Source organism: Coleofasciculus sp. E2-BRE-01, assembly GCF_040221695.1.
Classification (GTDB): domain Bacteria; phylum Cyanobacteriota; class Cyanobacteriia; order Cyanobacteriales; family Coleofasciculaceae; genus Coleofasciculus.
This window is the reverse complement of sequence record NZ_JAVKEA010000119.1, coordinates 1-18,669: the sequence shown is the minus strand read 5'-3', so window position 1 is coordinate 18,669 and position 18,669 is coordinate 1. Positions and strand designations below refer to the sequence as shown.

The window sequence follows — 18,669 nt, the reverse complement described above, 5'->3', positions numbered from 1 at the left end:
AGGCGACCAAACTGTCCAGTCTAGGAGAACTATTGGGATTGTCTGGGACGGACGAAGATGAACTCTATTTAGCCATGGACTGGTTATTGTCTAGGCAAGAGGAGATAGAAAACAGTTTAGCCGCTATCCATCTGGTAGAAGGAACATTAGTCCTCTATGATGTCAGCTCAACATATTTTGAAGGAAAAACTTGTCCTTTGGCACAATTCGGGTATAATAGAGACAAGAAAAAAGGGAAACTGCCAATCGTATTTGGATTATTATGTAACGCCCAAGGATGTCCGATTTCTGTCGAAGTATTTGAGGGAAATACAGCCGACCCTAGTACATTAACCCAACAGATAGAAAAAGTCCGCACTCGGTTTGGATTAAAGAAAATAATCTGGGTGGGGGACAGGGGGATGATAACACAAGCTAGAATCAGAGAAGACCTGAAGGAAACAGCAGGAGTAGATTGGATAACGGCGCTGCGTTCAAGCCAAATCCGGAAACTGGTGAACCAGTCGTACATTCAGCTCTCTCTATTTGATGAAAAAGATCTAGCTGAAATTACCTGTGAAGACTATCCTGGAGAGAGATTAGTCGCCTGTCGGCATCCCTTGTTAGCCGAAGAAAGAAAAAGGAATCGAGAAGAGTTATTACAAGCCACGGAGCAAAAAATAGATAAAATAGTCAGTGCAACATCACGGAAAAGATGTCCCTTAAGGGGTGAAGCCGAAATTGGACTGAAAGTGGGTGAAGTAATCAATAAGTATGGTGTGGCTAAACATTTCCAAATCCAGATAACTCCCGATAGCTTCTCTTACCAAAGAAACACTGAAAGCATCAATGAAGAAGCTACATTAGATGGCTTATATGTGGTGAGAAGTTCCGTACCAGAAGAAACGTTGAACGCTGAAGATACTGTAAAAGCCTATAAGAGCTTATCCAAAGTTGAGCAAGCATTCCGCAGCTATAAAACCATTGATTTAAAGGTGCGTCCTATCTATCATCGTAACAGTGATAGGGTTAAAGCCCATGTTTTCTTATGTATGTTGGCATATTATGTGGAATGGCATATGCGTCGATGTCTAGCTCCACTTCTTTTCGATGAAGATGATTGGGAAAATGCTCTTGGGTTACGCTCAGGAATAGTCACCCACTCAGTTCGGAGCGATTCAGCTTCATCTAAAGCTAAAAGGAAGCGGACTGCCGATAATTTACCTGTGTATAGCTTTCAAACCTTATTAGCTGATTTAGGGACAATTGTTAACAATCGTATTCAGTCTAATATCCCAGGTGTAAATTTCGACTTTGACAAGGTAACCGAACCGACTCCGGTACAAAGGAAGGCTTTAGATTTATTGGGCGTCAGCCTGATTTGTACCCAGTGACGCTAAAAGCCAAATCGCCCTAAGCCAAGATAGGCATACAGTGTAGCGATTTGTCAAAGGGGAACTTCAGATTAAATGCAAGTTTCCCAATCAAAATAGCAACCGTTGAGGATAATAAAATTGTTGTTGGTGGCTGACAACGTGACACCACCTAAAAGAGTGGAAGAGATTTTGCAGTTAAACCGGGCGCACGTCGGTGCGCCCCTACAGCAACGTTTCCAAACAAATGACCAATGACCAATGACCAATGACCAATAATAATTAAAGCGCCTGCGCCCGCAACCAAGCTACTGGTAAATAAAGCAACTTCCGCCCCTTAGACACATAAGCCCGTTGCGTAAATACATCATAATTATTACGCTCAATGACATCTAAAATCCCTTGATACAGCATCGTAGCCGCCCAGACGGGCCAACGCGCATCCCGACTCAGCGCCCCAATACCCTTTTCTGCGTAAGTATAAAACTTACGCGCCCGTTGAATTTGGAAGCGCATTAATTCCTGCCAGCGCTCGTCCACAACTCCCTTAAATAAGTCTTCTTCGGTATAATTAAATAGCGCCAATTCATCTAATGGCAAATAAATTCGACCCCGTTGAGCATCTTCGCCAACATCGCGGAGGATATTGGTTAACTGCTTGGCAATCCCCAACGCGATTGCTTCCTCTACCGGATTCGTCCCAAACTGACTATTCCAGGGCGTTTGACTCCAATCCAAGTCAAATCCTAGCACCGGACTGGTCATTAATCCCACCGTACCCGCCACACGATAGCAGTACAGCTGAAGTTCTTCAAAGGTTTCATAACGGCTGCGATATAAGTCCATCCGTTGACCGGCAATCATATCCCGAAACGGTTGAATATCCATCGGGAACCGTTGCAACGTATCCACTAACGCTACATCCGCGTCCTCGATTGGCTGTCCCGCGAAAACAGATTCTAACTGCTGTTCCCAGCGATCCAAGGTTTCCGGCGTGGTTAAACGGGCTTGGGGACCATCCACCAGTTCATCGGTTCGCCGACACCAGAAGTAGATTGCCCATATCGCACGCCGCTTTTGTTCTGGCATCAGTAAGGTAGCCAGATAAAACGTCTTGGCGTATTTTGCTGTAATCTGACGACAGATTTCATAAGCCTCAGATTCAGGAACCAGCTTTCTCATGGGCGGAGATTTAGGCAATTGAAGCATTCGTTGCAGGTAATTCGGTTAGGGGCTTGCGGAGTAGATCCTGGATTAAGTCATAGCAGTTAACCGTCAAAAGAAGTCAAAAGAATGGTACTGACTTCTATAGTCGAGAAACACGTTTCCCAGAACCCAAGCTCAAGTACGCTAAAGTTCAGCGGGTCAGTCTTGGAACCCAGTTCAACGGAACGCCAGCTTCGAGCCCACAGACAAAAAACAGCTTATCGCCGATTTTAGTTCCAGGGCTTTAGCTGGGATAGTTACGGTAAAGACGGATAGTGGGGTGAGGATAATGAGTTTTTCTCTTAACCCGCCCCGACAATCTCTTTACTGTCCACCTGTTTAAACACCCGTTGACTTGAGCCTCCTGATTCATGACGCCTGACAATCACCTGCGATGTCAGCTTACCAGAAAGTACGGCACCCTCCATACTGGCAAGGTAACGTTGCATGGTGTAATCGCCAGTCAAGTAAAAATTGGGGATGGGTGTTTCTTGGGAGGGACGATGGGCTTGTCGTCCCGGAATGGCTTTGTAAACGGAACGTGGAGTTTTGACAATGTGATACTTGAGCAACTGGGCATGGCTATCACTATCAAAATGTTTAGGGAAGAGTTTCTTGAGTTCTTCCAGCGTCGCCGCCACAATATCCTGATCGGATTTACCAATCCAATCTTTCGCTGGGGCGAGAACTAACTCCAACATCGAACGGTCAGGGTTAGCGTATTCCCTACAGGTATTGCTCATGTCAGCATATACTGACAAAAGGGGCGATCGCGAAAAGAGTAGATGGTCAATATCCGTTAATTTCCGGTCAAACCACAAATGCAGGTTAATCACCGGAACCCCTTCTAACCCTTCTAGCTTATTGAAAAATTCCATCTCCCGCCAAGGTTGAGGCAAGATTAATTTTAAGGGATCGACAGGCATGGCTGAGACATAAGCATCCGCCGTCAGCACTTCGTCCCCATGTTCACCCCGAATCAAAAATCCCTGTACCGTCTGATCCGGATTGAGTAAAAATTCCTTCACCGGAACATTTAATCGTACCTCCCCCCCCCTGGCGGTAATATAGTCTACCAGGGGTTGACAGAGGCGCTCCGTTGGGGAACCATCCAGGAATGCCATTTTTGACCCATTCTTTTCCTGGAGAAAGCGATTCAGCGCCGTCAACACCACCGTTGCCGAAATTTCATCAGGGTTGATAAAATTCAGCGCTTTCGCCATGGCGATAAAGACTTGCTTTTCCACCCGTGGCGGTATAGTTTGACGCTGTAACCACTCGGAGAAGGAATATTGATCCATCTGTTCAACATACTTCTGACCATTAATAATGGCGGGAATCAAACCCAAGCCAAACCGGATCTTCTCCGACCAGGTCAGCATATCGTTATTCCGCAGAATCGCAATAATTCCGTTAATCGGTGCCGGTAAATCCGGAAAATCAAACCGAGAGTAGGTACCCGGTTTCTCTGGCTGATTGAAAATCATGGTATGGTCTTTCCACTGTAGCCGATCCTCAATCTCTAGCTCCTTAAAGAGCTGTAGCATATTGGGATAGGCACCAAAGAAGATATGTAATCCGGTTTCATACCAGTCTCCGTCTTCATCTTGCCAAGCGGCAACTTTTCCGCCGAGAACGTCCCGACGTTCTAAAACAATGGGGGTGTGACCTGCATCCGTGAGATATTTGGCACAGGAAAGTCCAGCTAAACCCGCTCCAGCGATCGCAACTCGCATCTGATAGTAATACTCTTTAGTTAGGTGCTTGTCGGTGTACTCTGGATTTCATTATACTTTGCAATCCGTTACATTTGGTCAAAACTGTCGCCGACTTCATCGTCTCCCTCATATCCCCCTGCTCCCAGACGTTCCACCGGAACGTCTCTACAACCCCTGCTCCCCCTGCTCCCCCTGCTCCCCCATCTCCCTAACCCCCGTTCCCACGGTCATCAATGATGAACAAACCGACTCAGCTAATTTATCCTACCGTCGATCTATTCTTATATGACCTGCGCGAGAGTTTCGGTCACTCTCTCCCTGAAATCCATCACTACCGCCAACAATTTTGGCAAAAAATCGATTCCAACTTAGACGAAGATAAACTCAACCAATTAGCAGCCCTAGAAAATCCGGAAGCGGATTATGTTCAACTCTTGGTTAAGGCATTTGAATCTCCATTAGATGGATACTATCGGGCGCTGCAACTCGGAGATGCTTACGCCCTGCAAGTCAATTGTTCAGGTGATTATAAAGACCCAGAAACAAAACAACCGAATGATGCGACCCAACGGATTGAAACTTTAAGTAAGCTAAAAAAAATTATTGCCTCTCACATTAATCAGCAGGTGGATACCTGGGAACTGCTCCCCACCCAGCAAGGCACAATTGGTCAAACGTGGCTAGTGTCTGTACAGATTGCTGATAGTAATCAAGACCCCAAAGAACTAGCTAAAGGCTGTTATAAACAGCTCACGCCCAATTCTAAATGGACTCCTGAATTTAGAGAACAAGGACGATTGTTGGGGGCAAGGGTATTTGAATATTGGCATTCTCCCGATAATTGGCAGCAAGACTGGGAGTCGTTTAGCCAAGAAAACTATCATCTGATAATTTGCATGTTTCCCGCTGGCAAAAAAGTCACGGAAATTCGCCAAAGTATGTATGATATTCACTTGGATTTAATCCGTTTATTTAGCTATCGCCATAAAATTATTTGGGCATACTGGCAAAGTCGCTGCCGTACCCAAGAATTAAAACTTCAGTCTTATGAAATTAGAAGTTTAGTTGCCAGTGTCCGTACCTTGCCTAATCCAATTCCGGCTCAAGGCTTGAACTTAAAAGAACTGCAATCAACGTTAATCCAAACCTTACCCACGTTATCCGATTATGCCATGAATTTAAATGATTTAGACTATTATATGACCACGATTCAGGGAAATTTGGAAAATTATCAAAAGCGAATTCAAAAGCTGGAACGCGAAACAAGCAGCCATTTAAAGTTTTTGATCCATTTTAGTGAAGTAGCGAATGAAAAATATCTGCAACAAGTTGCTACAGATAGCGCGACATTTCGTCCTGGATTACCATTGATGGAAAATTTGATTCGCACGATTGGTAGTGTGAGTGGTATTGAACAAACCAAGAGTAATCGCACGCTGAATACAACCGTCGCTTTAATTGGTATCGGATTGATTGTCAGCAGTATCGCCGCGACAGTTTTGGTCGAACAACTGCCCCCAGCGAAAGAGACGCCTTTCTTGTTTACTCCTGTATTTTGGGGAAGTATTAGCACAGGCGTCATCGCTGTAGTGATTGCCTTTATCCTGCTATTTCGCGATCGCCGTTAGGAAAAATGTTGAGTGTTGACCCTTCACGACCTTTAAGGAAACCTGGTTTGTAGGGGCGGGTTTAGGGAATCACGTTTCACTATTGATGATAACATTTGTGCAAAACCCGCCCTGCCTGAATGTTGAATTACAAAAAATTCTGCTCAATGTGGCAACCAATCAGGTAACGGATGAAACCCATGACATAAGACAAATGACAAATTACAAATGACTATTTAGCCAATCAGTGGTTGCAACAGGGAATTGAATACTTTAAAATTGGACGCTACGGGGAAGCGATCGCGAGTTTTGAGCAGGCTGCCCAATTCCACCCCAATATGCCAGAAATTTGGTTCCATTGGGGGAATACTTGTTTTCACCTAGGATGGTTCGACGCGGCGTTGACGAACTATGAGAAAGCGATTACGCTGAAACCGGATTACTCAGAAGCCTGGTTTAATCAGGGAAATATCCTGTTTAAATTAGGACGCCTAGAAGACGCTTTAGCGAGTTATGACCAAGCGACACAATTTAATCCTGATTTGGCAGTAGCTTGGGGAAATCGGGCAAGTGCGCTGTATAATTTGGGGCAGTATGAAGAAGCGTTAGCCAGTTGTCAACGGGCGACGAGTTGCCAACCGGATTATGTGCAAGCTTGGTATATGCAAGGGTTGGTGTTGATGAATGGGGGACGAACGGAGGACGCATTAGCAAGCTTTGCTCAAGCCACAACCTTAAATTCTAACTACCTGGACGCTTGGAAACATAAAGGCTGGATTCTGTTTAATTTAAACCGTTATACTGAAGCATTAGAAAGTTGGCAACAAGCGGTTTCAGTACAGCCCAATGATTACGAGGTGTGGTTTCAGCAAGGGAATACATTTTATCGGTTGGAACGGTTAGACGATGCTTTAGCGAGTTATGAAAAAGCCGTTACCTTACAACCTGATGCCCCAGAAGCATGGAATAATCGGGGATTGGTTTTGTTTCATTTAACTCGCTATACCGAAGCCGTGACAAGCTGCGAAAAGGCAACTAAACTACAACCCAATTACCCAGAAGCTTGGTTTCATCGCGGTAATGCTCTATTTAGTTTAGGACGTTTAGAGGATGCGATCGCGTCTTATGACCAAGCATTGCAGCTTAAACCCGATGATTCTGCCACTTGGGGCAATCGGGGCAGTGCATTATATAATTTGGGACGGTATCGGGAAGCGGTTTCGAGTTGCCAGAATGCCACCTATTTTAATCCCGATTATGCCGAGGCGTGGTACATGCAGGGATTAGCGCTAATGCAGGGAGAACAACCCAACGCCGCGATCGCGTGTTTGGATAAAGCGACAACGTTGAAACCTGATTATGCCCAAGCCTGGTTGTATCGGGGTCATTTATTATTTCAATTAGGGCATTTAGCAGACGCGATCGCCAGTTGTCAACAAGCGACAACCCTTCAACCCGCCTATGTAGAGGCTTGGTCTATTCAAGGTATCGCCTTGATGCAATTACAACGTCCCCAAGAGGCGATCGCTTGTTTGGATCGAGTGGTTGAATTGTACCCGGAACACCCGGAGGCTTGGAAACATCGGGGAACGGTTCTGTGTCAGTTGGAACGCTTAGAGGATGCGATTAACAGTTTTGATCGGGCAATTACCCTCAAGCCAGATTACTTCCAGGCGTGGTATAATAAAGGGTTACTCCTCATGCATTTAGACCGCCCAGACGCCGCCATTACCACCTTTGATAACGCCCTAGAACTTCAACCGAATTTGTATCCCGCCTGGGTAAACCGAGGCAATTTATTATTACAAGAAGGACGCTGGGACGCTGCGATCGCCAGTTATGATCAAGCCCTAGCTATTCAACCCAATTTTGCCGAAGCTTCGGCAAATCGAGGGATTGCCTTAGAGAGGTTAGGACGTTACCAAGACGCCTTAGAGAGTTATGATCAAGCCTTAGCCCTACAATCCGATGATGCCCAAACCTGGAATCATCACGGAGTTACCCTAATCCAGTTAGGACGTTACGAAGAGGCGTTAATCAGTTTCAGCAACGCCTTAGACAATCAGCCAGATGACCCAGAAACCTGGAATAATCGCGGATTAGCCTTGGATAATTTAGGGCGGTATGAAGAAGCAATGGTTTGTTTTGAACAAGCGATTGAATTAAACTCCGATTATGCCCAAGCCTGGAACAATCGCGGGTTAGCCTTACGGAATTTAGGACGAGAAGAGGAAGCGATTCTATCCTTTGATCAGGCATTAGAATTAAACCCAGATTACCCGGAAGCCTGGAATAATCGGGGTTTAGCGTTACGGAATTTAGGACGAGAAGAGGAAGCGAACGCCAGCTTTGAACAAGCAAATATGAAGGATTAGATAAGTTTAGTTTTTAGTGTATAATGGTTCAACCCTCATGTTTTGAGCAAAACGATGAGATTTATTAATCCCAAAACTGATTAAGCTGTCATGCACTTAAATTGGGTATTAGTAGCGAGCAAGATGCTCGCACTACACGGCTTTCGCCATTATTGACATTAAGGTTTAAATGCCAAACAGCTTACGCCTTTAAGAAAATCTTTGGTTCCGCTGAAAGCAAAGACATTCTGATTAGTTTTCTCAATGCCTTGATTTATGACGGTAACGCTACCATTGAAGATTTAGAACTCATCAATCCCAACTTACCACCGAAAGTTGAAGGATTAAAAGATACTTATCTTGATGTCAAAGCTCAACTGAAAAACGGCACACTGGTGATCATTGAAATGCAAGTGCTGAATGTGCAATCCTTTGGGAAGAGAGTCGTGTTCAACGCCGCCAAGACCTATGCCTTTCAACTGCAAAAAGGAGAAGGCTACCGAATGCTTAAACCAGTCATTGCGCTAACTTTGACTGATTTTGAGATGTTCCCTGGTCGCCATCAATTTGCTTCCCGCTTCGTTTATCGAGAAGTATCCGATGGCTATGTTTATACCGAAAACGATATTGAACTGATTTTTGTTGAATTACCCAAGTTTACCAAAGATATTGAAGAACTAGAAACGATTACTGATAAATGGATTTACTTTATCAAATCAGCGCGATCGCTCGATCAAGTTCCCACAAATATGGATGATATTCCGGAACTTCACCGCGCCTTTGAAATTGCCAATCAAGCTAACCTAACCCTCGAAGAACTAGAAGATTTGGAGCGTCGAGAAATGTTTATTTATGATCAGCAAGGAGCGGTTGCTCTCGGTCGTCAAGAAGGTCGTCAAGAAGGTCGCATTACAGAAGCACGCGCTTTAGTCCTGCGTCTGCTGAACAAGCGGTTTCCAGACAATACAGCGGAACTCAATAGCTTAGTAGAAGGTTTGTCTTTGTCAGCTTTAGAAGAGTTAAGCGATGCTATGTTTGAGTTGAATAATTGGGATGATTTGTTAACTTTATTGGCAGATAAGTAGGTTGGTGGAAATAAAATCAACTAGATTAAGTTATGTAAACAAGTGTCAAACCCTTACTGTTCCCTGTTCCCTAATCTCCACCGCTAACTTTAATTGTCTCCACCTACTTATAGACCAATCAACCGTTGCTGCTCAAATTTCTCTGCCCATTTCATAGCGTAAACTCAAAATTGCCAATACTTCGTCGATAATTTCTGTCCAATAGGAGGCTAAAGCTAACCGTTCGGGTACAATATTGCTGAAACGAGTCGAGAGTTCAGGGACAATATCAGGACTCATAAAATAGGCAAACTCTTTTAGTCCAGTAGACAGCGACCAATCGTAAGGATTATCCGTCTTCGCCAGATAGCGGCGCACACCGTCTAAAACAATCTCGGTTAGTTCTATACTCCAAGGAACGTGGCAATGTGTTAATAAACTAAACGCCGGATGTTGGCTATTAAAGGGAACCTTACTGGATGGGAATAAATTCATAAAAAAATAATCCCGTTGTTCATGAGAGAGAACATTAATCAATCCAGAAATTAATTGACCTTGCGGGATCAAATAGCCCTTAAACGTACCATAAAATGGCAGTAAACTCTCTGCCCAGTCCGGATTCTGTTGTCGCATCGCCGCCACCGCCCAACCTTCAACTAAAGAATGATCCCATTCACTCCGCTTCGCCGCTTGTATCCATTCAGTCGGGGATTCTTCCTGAAGTTCTGACCACAGAGAAAGGGGAGTCGCGGCGACGATTTGCAAAATCATCCAGGCTTTATTGCCTAATAACTGAGGTGGCTGTTTGCTATCAATGCCATCTCTAGTCATCTCTTGTTCATTATCATTAGAGAGGATAAAATCCAGATGCAAACGGTTACGCTTGCGCCGAAATGTGATTGCTGATTGGATGCGTTGCTTCATCCGCTGACATAAACCCGATTCCGGTAACTGTGCTAATAAATTAGCCGCTTGGCGTCGTACCTCTTTGCGGCGGTCATCCAGTGCCATCTCTAAAAATGGCTCATCCTCCAGGTTTAAGCCAATTTGAAAGGTGTCTAACAACGCGATTCTGGCATCAGACGATTCTTGTTGCCACACAGTTACAAGTCGTTCCCGTGCTGAGGCGGGATGTTCACGTCGCAGATGGTGTAATAGGAGTTTGCGGGCGTCTAAACTTCCAGTTGTCCACGTTTGTTCGATATCCTTCTCTCCCACATAATTCCAATCCGGATTATGGGCGGCTAACCACCGTCCCCGTTGACCTAAAACTGGGAGAATGGCGGGGCGTAACTGGGGTGAGGTGCGTCCAATTTCGAGTAACTCTGGTAAACAATAGTCTGGAACACGGTATCCGGCTGTAGCGGCGGCGGCTAACCATTCCGGTAAGAGTTTTACCCGGTCTTTTTGTAGCATCAATTTCAGATAGTGGGCGGCGCGGGGGCTACAGGGGGGTTTATCCTCCGGTGGACAGGGTTGGGGTAAAGGTTGGTTATCGGTAATCGGGCGTTGTCCGGCGCGGTGATAGAGAGAAATTGCCCCAGCCGCGTTGAGTAAGGTGGCTTCTGGGTCAGTCGGATTCAGTTGGGATAAAAGTTGACCGAGTGGGTTAGTGGCTGGAGTCAGGGTGAGAGTCCGTCTCTCGGTGCCAACTAAGGCGGTGGTGATTACGTCTTGCCAGAGACTCATTGAGGCTTTACCGAAGATAGGATGCTAAATCGATTTTAAGTAACCCCCTTTTACCACGTCGATTAAAATCGCGGAACCACACCAACTTTCGTCCGCTTGACTATTGAATCGGGCGCAAGTCTTTGCGCTACGGTTTCGGGTCTCCCGTTCTAATCCAGTAAATAAGGTGTGCCACGCCAATACTGGACTAACACAGCTAAAATTGTGGGATAGATTTGACTATTGAATCGGGCGCAAGTCTTTGCGCCCCTACGGTTTCGGGTCTCCCGTTCTAATCCAGCAAATAAGGTGTGCCACGCCAATACTGGACTGACACAGCTAAAGTTGTGGGATAGATTTGGCGGTGAAATTGGGCGCACGCCATGCGCCCCTACAATTCTAATCCAGCAAATAATGTGTGCCACGCCAATACTGGACTGACACAGCTAAAATTGTGGGATAGATTTGGCGGTGAAATCGGGCGCACGCCATGCGCCCCTACAATTCTAATCCAGCAAATAATGTGTGCCACGCCAATACTGTGAAAAGTAAGCACAGCTAGGAATTGACGATCCCACCACTATTCTTTTCTGTCGAAATCTTCAAGCTTTGCCGGGTAAATAATAGTTAGCTTTTCGGTTAGGTTGAAGCCAGTAAACCTAACAAAAGATAAGGCTAAGGTTCCCTACTACGAACGTTATCGAAAGGCAATAAACTCATGTTGGGAAAAAGCACTTAAGGGAAAAAAGTCATCCCCATTCCATTCGCCAAACACGGTGATGGGATGTCCCCCACTCAGGGCAAATAACTGCCAATTCTCTGTAAATTTGGGGGTGAGGCGTAATAGGTGATTGTCACCGTCGCGCAATGCCCATCCTTGGTTATAGTTTTGGGGAATAACTCCTTGTAAGCTGAGAGGAAATTGGTCTAACCAGGGTTGACAAGCTAACGCATTTGTGTATTGATTTAGAGCGGTTGCGATCGCGCTTTCCCCTTCCATTTCTGTAAATGGTATGGCTGGGGCATGACGGGTTTTGACAATTGCCCGCAACGGATAAGCGCTGGCAAAGAATCCCAAATCGGCGTCGAGGAGAGTACCGGGGATGAGACTGGTATCTGGGGGTTGAGTATGATGAGCAAAGGTCAGGATTAGGGCAAATCGATGCGTCTGTTGTCCTTGTAACCATATTCGTTGCGCTTTCAGGTTATCTTGGTCTTCGATACACTGTCCTAAGATTAACCAGCGATCGCGGATAATCGAGGTAGCGGTTTCTTCTTTTTGTCCCCAACCAATCGCCGTGCGGATATCGGCTTGCGTGTCTGGGGGTAATGTTTCTAGGCGTTGGAATCCTTGAAGTAACAAATACAAGCGTCCCAACCGTGCCAAGAGGCGTTCTTGCCAACCCACCCCTGTATACGGAATCCCCGACATCTCCTGTAACTGACGCGCCAATCCTGGGGCTTGAGCATCAATCATTCGGGCGGCTACCGTATCCCAAAAACTATAGTCTTTTTCCGGTAAGTTGGCTAATCCCTGACGGACTAAATCACGCAACCAACGGTCTAATTCTTGCACCCCGGCGGTAACATTTTCCTCCCGTTTGGCGGCGCGTTTGGCTTTAGCCACGGGATCAGCAACGTTTTCTGATTTTTCTACCTTTTTCGCCTGTTTTTGACGGCGAGTGTTAATCCAATCGTTTACCCAATCAGGGGATTGATTTTGGTTAAAACTATCGGGTTGATTGGCGAAGAGTAAAAGGAGTCCGAGTCCATGTTTGCAGGGAAATTTACGACTCGGACAACTGCATTTAAACGCTGTTTCACCTAAATCGATTTGGGTTTGATAGGGGTTACTTCCACTTCCTTTACACTCTCCCCACACCGCCTCCTGATTTCGTCCCAATTCTTGCCATTTCGATAAACGTGCCAAGCCTTGACCATTTTGGGCAGACTTAGCATCGGGGGCGAGTGCGAGGATTTGTTCCGGAGTCCAGGTAATAGGCATGTTCCTAGTGGCGCTCTCTTGCTCCCCTCTTGCTCCCCTCTTGCTCCCCTCTTGCTCCCCTCTTCCTCCCCCCTGGCGCCCCTCGGCCCCCCCTTTGGACCCCCCCCCCCATTTTGGGGGGGGGGGTTGGGGTTGGGGCCTGGCTTGGAAGAGGGGCTGGGGGTGAGGGGTTAAACTCTACGGCAAAACTCTTTCATCTTCAACTGATTCCGCCACGGGCAAGATTATCGTAAAGGTGGTTCCTGCGCCTACTTCACTCTCAACCTCCACTCTACCTTGATGCAATTCTACACATTCTTTCACAATCACTAATCCCAATCCCACACCAGGAGTAATGCCAATATTACTGGCGCGATAGAATGCCTTGAATAATTTTCCTTGATCATCGGGGGGGATACCAATGCCTTCGTCAGAAACGCGCAGCCGTATTTCCTGGGCTTGAGGACTGATTTCTACTTCTATTAATCCTCCCTCTGGAGAATATTTGATCGCATTAGACAATAAGTTATCGAGAATGAGTCGGAGTAGGTTGCCATCCAAGACGCGATCGCACTCACTCGGGCAGATCCGATTTAGGCGATGTTTTTCAGTGAATTTGGGGCGCACCGCTTCAATCACCTCGCCCACGAGTTCCTCAACATTAACCAAAGTGGGATTAAATTCTAGGGCTTGCGTTTCGGCTTGCTCAATAAAAATCATATCGTTGACTAGATTAGTCAGATGCTCAACCGACTGTTTCACCCGTTGGAAATGGGTCTGTTTTTTCTCCGGCGTCAAGCGATCGCTATATCTTTGTAACATTTCCGTAGACGACAAAATCGTTGTTAGGGGAGTCCGGTACTCATGAGACACTGTAGCAACAATTCGAGATTTTAATTGGCTCAATTCTCGTTCTCTAGCTAGCGCTACCCGTAACTCTTCTTCTAGCTGCTGGCGTCGGGCAATTTCGGCTTCTAGTTGTTGGTTTTGCTGTCTTAATTGGGCTGTACTTTCAGCGACTCGTTGTTCTAAGTCGGCATTAGTCCGCTTGAGCAAGGCTTGGATTTGTCGTTGCTCGATGACATCATGGAACACCAATACAGCGCCCAGGATCTGTTCGCTATCATTCTTAATGGGAGCCGCACTATCATCAATGGGAATTTCCTCACCCTCTTTATCAATCAGCAGTGTATGGTTTTCTATAGTTACAGTTTTACCTGTTTGTAGAGACACAGTGACTGGGTTCGGAATGGCTTCTCGTGTCGTTTCATTAATGGTCAAAAAGATTTGATTCAAATCCTGACCCAATGCGTCTTGTTGCGTCCATTTGGTTAGCGCCTCAGCAACTGGATTCATAAACGTGATTGCCCGTTGCGGATCAGTGGTAATAACCGCATCACCGATACTTTTTAGCGTCGTAGCTAGCCATTGCTCTCGCTCCCGAAGCTGTTGCTCCATTTTATGTTTATAGAGCGCTACTTCAATCGTAGTGGATAAATCTTTGGATTCAAAGGGCTTAAGCAAGTAACCATAGGGTTCGGTGAATTTAGCCCGTTCCAGCGTCTCCTCGTCATTATAGGCAGTCAGATAGACAACGGGGAGTTGAAACTGCTGACGCATTTGAGCCGCCGCTTCAATGCCATCGATTTTACCTTTGAGCCGAATATCCATCAACACCAAGTCGGGAGGATTTTGAGGAATTCCCGCGATCGCGGCTTCGGCAGATATCACATTGGCGGTTACAGTATATCCGAGAGATTCCAGTCGATTTTGAATGCTGAGGGCGACAACTCGCTCATCTTCAACAACTAAAATTTTTGCTTTAACCATTTGTTTAATTTAGAAATAAAAATACACAATAAAATAAAGTCCAATGATTAAGACAGACGTGCTAGGGCATATCTTTACAGTTTAGTTCAAACTTTCGATCGGGAAACTAATATTTACTTCGGTTCCCTTATCCAGCTTAAAACTAAGATTACCCTCCAATTGTTCAGTCAGAACCTTAATTAATTGTAAGCCTAATGACTTAGGATTAGCAAATTCCATATCCGGTGGAAATCCAACGCCGTTATCTTTGACTGTTAGGTGACATTGATCCTCCGCTTCTGCGGTCAGGATCACCTCAATCGTCCCTTCCTGACCATTTGGAAAGGCATATTTGAGCGCGTTAGACACTAATTCACTAATAATCAAACCACAGGGAATAGCGGCATCAATCGTTAAATTAACCTCATGAATATGAAACTCTAAGTTAACTTGGTTATATTCAAAAATATAGATCTGAAACAAATAACTGGTCAAATTCTCAATGTACTCGGCAAAATTAATCCGGGCAAAATCTTGAGACTGATACAATTTCTCATGCACCAACGCCATTGACTTAACCCGATTCTGACTTTCCTGGAACAGTTCCACTGTGGTTGGATCGGTAATGTACTGAGATTGTAAATCCAAAAGACTGGAAATCACCTGCAAATTATTTTTAACTCGATGGTGAATTTCTTGGAGCAAGACATCTTTTTCCCGCAAAGAGGCTTGAATTTGGATTTCAGCTTGCTTGCGCTCCGTGATATCCAGATTAATTCCCATCATCCGCACAGGCTGACTCGTTTCATCATAAAATACCTGAGATTTGCTTTCCACCCAGCGCAGATTCCCATCAGTTCTGATAATCCGAAATTCAATATCATAGCAATCTTCCTGCTCATCAATCGCTCGTCGATCCGCGTGGTGAACGCGATCGCGATCCTCAGGATGAACCATTTCCAGAAACGTTTGGTAGCTAATCTGTGTAGTTTTGGCATCTAACCCATACAGGTGTTGCAGGTGATAGGAACAGCTAATTTGTTCCGTCTCCAGATTTCTATCCCAGAATCCCATACGCGCCGCATCTAGGGCTAACCGTAATTGTTCTTCACGCTGGCGCAGCTGTTCTTCAGCCAGCTTACGTTCTGTCACATCTAGGTTCAATCCAATTGTCCAGATAGGCTGATCAGTTTTGTCATAAATAATCTGACCTTTGCTTTGAATCCAGCGCACAATCTGATCGGGCCAAATAATCCGATATTCAAGGTCATAATCCTCCCCAGTTTGAATCGCCCATTCCATGCTTTGCTTAACCAGTTCTTGGTCTTCCGGGTGAACTTTTTCTAAAAGAGTTTTGTAGGGAATTTCTGGACGATCAAATGCCAATCCATAGAGTTGTTCCAAGCGATAAGACCAAGTAATCATTCCGGTTTGCAAATTCCAATCCCACTTTGCCATCTGTGCAGCATCGAGGGCTAGACGTAAGCGGGCTTCACTTTGTTGTAAGAGATCCTCTGCCAGTTTACGGGCGGTGATATCGGTACTCACACCGAGGACTTGAGTCACCTGTCCATCTGGAGCCACCAACGGGGTTTTAATGGTTTGATACCAGCGAATTTTACCGTTTTGATCCCAGGAAAACTCTTCGGGAATGAATTTCGGCTGTAAGCTGGTCAATATCTCTTGATCCTCAGCCAGAAAGCGTTCCACATCTGCCGCATCATTATGGAGTTGGGCGGTTGTTTTTCCCAGCACTTCCTCGACAGGAATCCCCCGATGTTCGGCAAATCTGCGATTGGCTAAAATATACTGACCGTTTTGGTCTTTGACATAAATGATATTGGGGTTGGTATCAATGATTGTTTGCAGGAAGTCTTTTTGGTTCTGCAAGGCTTGCTGGGCTTTTTGACTCTGAGTGACATCAATGCCCACACAAACAATATTGGTTCCTTGCTGATATTTTTGAGCGGCAATTAGATGATAGTGATGGGAACCATTGATGTTAATTTCCAGGATATTTTGGTCAGTTTGAGTCGAACTCGCGATAAACTGTTCAATATAGTTGACAAACGTCGGATTACTATTGAGAAAGCCTAGGGGTTGACCGACAAAGTCGTCCGGTGACAGGTTGAACATATCTGCCAAAAATTGATTAACTCCCAGATATCGTCCTTGGCGACTCATCCAGGAGACGCAACCGGGCACTGCATCCAAAACCGCTTGCAGTTGCTCTTTGGCTTGTTGTAATTGTATCTCTATGGTTTGACGGTGAGTAATTTCCTGCTGGAGGCGAGTATTCGTTTGTTCGAGTTCGGCGGTGCGTTCGCTGACTCGTTGTTCTAAATGGAGACGAGCTTGTTGCAGCAGGCATTCGGCTTGTTTGCGATCGCTAATATCTTGAATCAGAGCGATCGTGTACTCGGATAACCCATTCGCGCCACGAACGGCTGAGGCTGACACATGCACCCAGACTAGATGACCTTGGTGATGAATATAGCGTTTTTCGGCATTTATATGAGTGATTTCCCCGGTGATCAGTTTATGTAAGTCTTGATAGCACTGGGTTATCTCATCGGGATGGATAAACAGATGGAACGGCTGATTTAATAATTGGTTAGCCTTGTAGCCGAGGATATCTTGCAGCGCCTGATTGGTATGCAGAACCCGCCCTTGAGTATTCGCGATCGCCATACCAATGGGTGCCAACTCAAATACCGTGCGAAAACGGGCTTCACTCTCCCGCACCGCTTGTTGAGCCTGGTGAATGTCGGTAATATCGCGGCACACGCTGAGGACAAATTCGACGGAACCATCCGGGGCAAATTCGGGAACCAGACGGGATTGATAATAGCGTTGTCCATGGGGGGTTAAGAACGTGAATTCACTCTCATTTTCCTCACCCGTTTGGAATACCGTTTGTAAGGAGTCCTCCCAGACGGGAATAAGAGTTTCTGGTAACCCTAATTCCCGGTGGGTTTTGTCCAGAAACTTCTGATAGGGAATACCCGTTTCCTCTTCAATGACGGGGTTGACGTAGACATGACGCAGATGGCGGTCAAATCGAGCGACAATATCTGGAGAATGATCCAGTAGAGCTTGAAATTCCTGTTCTCGCTGATTGAGCGTATCCTCAACCTGTTTGTCTTCGGTAATATCTTCAGTAATCGTGGCGAGGAGAGTTTGAGGAGCATTTGGCTGGCTTTCTTCCCAGGGATTCGGGATCAGAAAAGAGCGCGATCGCACCCATCGGATTGAGCGATCGGATTTGACAATGCGATACTCTTGTGGCGCTTCACTCGTGGGGTGTTGCGTCCAAGCCGTCGCTACTCGCTCTCGATCCCGGCGATCGATCACATCTAGGATACACTGCATATACCCTCCCGGATGACTGGATAATTGGTCAGGGGTGTGACCCCACATCTGCTCAGTCGCCGCATTAGCATATAATAATTGATGCCGATTTACCGAGGTCAACCAAAAGACATCCGCAAAAGGTTCTGTCATCACTGTATCCTTAGATCTGGATCTGGCTAAAAAAGATCTGCCTAGAAAAATTTTAAAGACAACCAACCCGGTTGTCTTCGACAGCCCTAATAAAAAAATACGATTTTACGGAATCCGATTCGGGATTGTCAATCCAAAATTAACCCTTCGGCTTCGATCAGGGTTAAGTAGGGGCACGGCATTGCCCACTGGTGTCAACTTAAACCACATTACCCACGATAGGATACTGGGTGTGGGGTATGGGGTGTGGGGTGTGGGGGGAGCTAGCAATTTTGCCTCACTATGTATTAAAGTTTCCTGTTTGGAAAAAACGTTGTGGATGAATAGATGAGGTCAATGGTGGTAGGTGTTAGGTTTTTTAGCCTCCAACAGACACCCGACATCCGACATCCGACACCCGACA

The 18,669-nt window shown here is 45.7% G+C and carries 11 protein-coding genes; 4 read left to right on the top strand and 7 right to left on the bottom strand.

Features of this window, described 5'->3' with window-relative positions:
- Positions 1-1,373, top strand: a 1,373-nt coding sequence (locus tag RIG66_RS14185) for an IS1634 family transposase (RefSeq protein WP_446379005.1), incomplete at its 5' end; no start/stop codon positions are given.
- Between the two features lie 261 nt (positions 1,374-1,634).
- On the opposite strand, the gene crtB is transcribed toward RIG66_RS14185, so the two are convergent.
- Together crtB and pds are read right to left on the bottom strand one after the other, a co-directional pair.
- Positions 1,635-2,561, bottom strand: coding sequence for a 15-cis-phytoene synthase CrtB (gene crtB / locus RIG66_RS14180; RefSeq protein ID WP_446379003.1), 927 nt, complete (start codon positions 2,559-2,561; stop codon positions 1,635-1,637).
- Between the two features lie 299 nt (positions 2,562-2,860).
- Positions 2,861-4,294 (bottom strand): 15-cis-phytoene desaturase, encoded by a 1,434-nt coding sequence (gene pds / locus RIG66_RS14175; RefSeq protein ID WP_446379001.1) that lies wholly within the window; start codon positions 4,292-4,294, stop codon positions 2,861-2,863.
- Positions 4,295-4,509: 215 nt separating this feature from the next.
- On the opposite strand from pds, the gene RIG66_RS14170 reads away from it, so the two are divergent.
- The 3 genes from RIG66_RS14170 (at position 4,510) to RIG66_RS14160 (ending at position 9,322) form a co-directional block, all read left to right on the top strand.
- Positions 4,510-5,904: a DUF308 domain-containing protein gene (locus tag RIG66_RS14170; protein ID WP_446378999.1), complete on the top strand. Its 1,395-nt coding sequence runs from the start codon at positions 4,510-4,512 to the stop codon at positions 5,902-5,904.
- 230 nt (positions 5,905-6,134) lie between these two features.
- Entirely contained in the window at positions 6,135-8,258 is a 2,124-nt protein-coding gene (locus RIG66_RS14165; protein WP_446378998.1) for a tetratricopeptide repeat protein, read from the top strand.
- 152 nt (positions 8,259-8,410) lie between these two features.
- Positions 8,411-9,322, top strand: coding sequence for an Rpn family recombination-promoting nuclease/putative transposase (locus RIG66_RS14160; protein ID WP_446379006.1), 912 nt, complete (start codon positions 8,411-8,413; stop codon positions 9,320-9,322).
- Between the two features lie 132 nt (positions 9,323-9,454).
- Here the strand turns inward: RIG66_RS14160 and RIG66_RS14155 are convergent, their stop codons facing one another.
- The 5 genes from RIG66_RS14155 to RIG66_RS14135 all read right to left on the bottom strand — a co-directional run bounded on the left by RIG66_RS14155 (position 9,455) and on the right by RIG66_RS14135 (position 18,266).
- Positions 9,455-10,990: a DUF5691 domain-containing protein gene (locus tag RIG66_RS14155; RefSeq protein WP_446378996.1), complete on the bottom strand. Its 1,536-nt coding sequence runs from the start codon at positions 10,988-10,990 to the stop codon at positions 9,455-9,457.
- Between the two features lie 149 nt (positions 10,991-11,139).
- Positions 11,140-11,394, bottom strand: a complete 255-nt coding sequence (locus RIG66_RS14150) for a hypothetical protein (protein WP_446378994.1) — start codon at positions 11,392-11,394, stop codon at positions 11,140-11,142.
- 272 nt (positions 11,395-11,666) lie between these two features.
- Complete coding sequence (locus RIG66_RS14145) at positions 11,667-12,974, bottom strand: SWIM zinc finger family protein (RefSeq protein ID WP_446378992.1); 1,308 nt, start codon at positions 12,972-12,974, stop codon at positions 11,667-11,669.
- A 177-nt stretch (positions 12,975-13,151) separates the two neighbouring features.
- Positions 13,152-14,783 carry an ATP-binding protein gene (locus RIG66_RS14140; protein WP_446378990.1) on the bottom strand — a complete coding sequence of 544 codons (1,632 nt, stop codon included), beginning with the start codon at positions 14,781-14,783 and terminating at the stop codon, positions 13,152-13,154.
- Positions 14,784-14,864: 81 nt separating this feature from the next.
- Entirely contained in the window at positions 14,865-18,266 is a 3,402-nt protein-coding gene (locus RIG66_RS14135) for a PAS domain S-box protein (RefSeq protein WP_446378988.1), read from the bottom strand.
- Positions 18,267-18,669 lie beyond the last annotated feature (403 nt).